The sequence below is a fragment of the Roseomonas rosulenta genome (assembly GCF_016106005.1).
GTDB classification, from domain to species: Bacteria; Pseudomonadota; Alphaproteobacteria; order Acetobacterales; family Acetobacteraceae; genus Neoroseomonas; species Neoroseomonas rosulenta.
Window position 1 is genome coordinate 1 of sequence record NZ_JACADR010000622.1, and the last position, 731, is coordinate 731.

3 pseudogenes are annotated in these 731 nt (G+C 64.6%); 2 read left to right on the top strand and 1 reads right to left on the bottom strand.

Going from position 1 to position 731, the window contains the following annotated elements:
* Both HW578_RS27275 and HW578_RS27280 read left to right on the top strand, forming a co-directional pair.
* Positions 1-132: pseudogene (locus HW578_RS27275) on the top strand (IS481 family transposase); the annotation flags it as partial.
* Between the two features lie 91 nt (positions 133-223).
* Positions 224-388 (top strand): annotated as a pseudogene (locus HW578_RS27280) (IS630 transposase-related protein); the annotation flags it as partial.
* Between the two features lie 63 nt (positions 389-451).
* On the opposite strand, the pseudogene HW578_RS27285 reads toward HW578_RS27280, so the two are convergent.
* A pseudogene (locus tag HW578_RS27285) lies at positions 452-604 on the bottom strand (IS256 family transposase); the annotation flags it as partial.
* Positions 605-731 lie beyond the last annotated feature (127 nt).

Here is a 731-nt window from a genome sequence, read left to right on the forward strand (position 1 = left end):
TACAACTACGCGCGGCGGCTCAAGACCCTGAAGGGCCTCACCCCCTACGAGTTCATCTGCCGATCATGGGCCGCAGACCCCCATAGGTTCACCGCAAACCCGCACCATGAAATGCCGGGACCAAACACTTAGAGCAGCCTCCGACCTGACTGAATCGCGAAAGTCCTTCCCCGACGCGGAGGGGATCTAATTCAAGCTGTCTGTCGGGAGGGGGCCGACAGGCATGTCAAAGGCTCTGTCGGTTGATCTTCGGGAACGGGTCGTCGCGGCGATCGAGGCAGGATGCTCGTGCCGGGCAGCTGCTTCACGCTTCGGCGTTGGCATCTCGAGCGCGATCCGCTGGGCGTCCTTGAAGCGCGCGGTGGGCTCGGTGGCGCCGGGGCCTCTCGCGGTCGTGTCCCATAGCGTGGTGTAGGAGCGCCCTGGTCTCCTGAGCGGGTATGAGCCGCGTTCAGTCTGCCACGGCGGGCAGGCTGACATTGGGAGCATCGCTGATGGGGGCGAGCGTCTCAAGGCTCATGTAGCGGCGCTGCACCGCCCATTCGTCGTTCTGCTCGAGGAGAATGGCGCCGACGAGGCGGGTGACGGCGGCCTCGTTGGGAAAGTGTAGCCGCCGGAGTGAAACTGACCCAGTCGCCGGTTGAAAGCTGACCCAGGCTTAGGGTGCCTCGTCGTTGTGGCGGGGGCCTGGATGGTTGGGGGAGAGCTGGCGTTGGAGATCCGGGTATTGG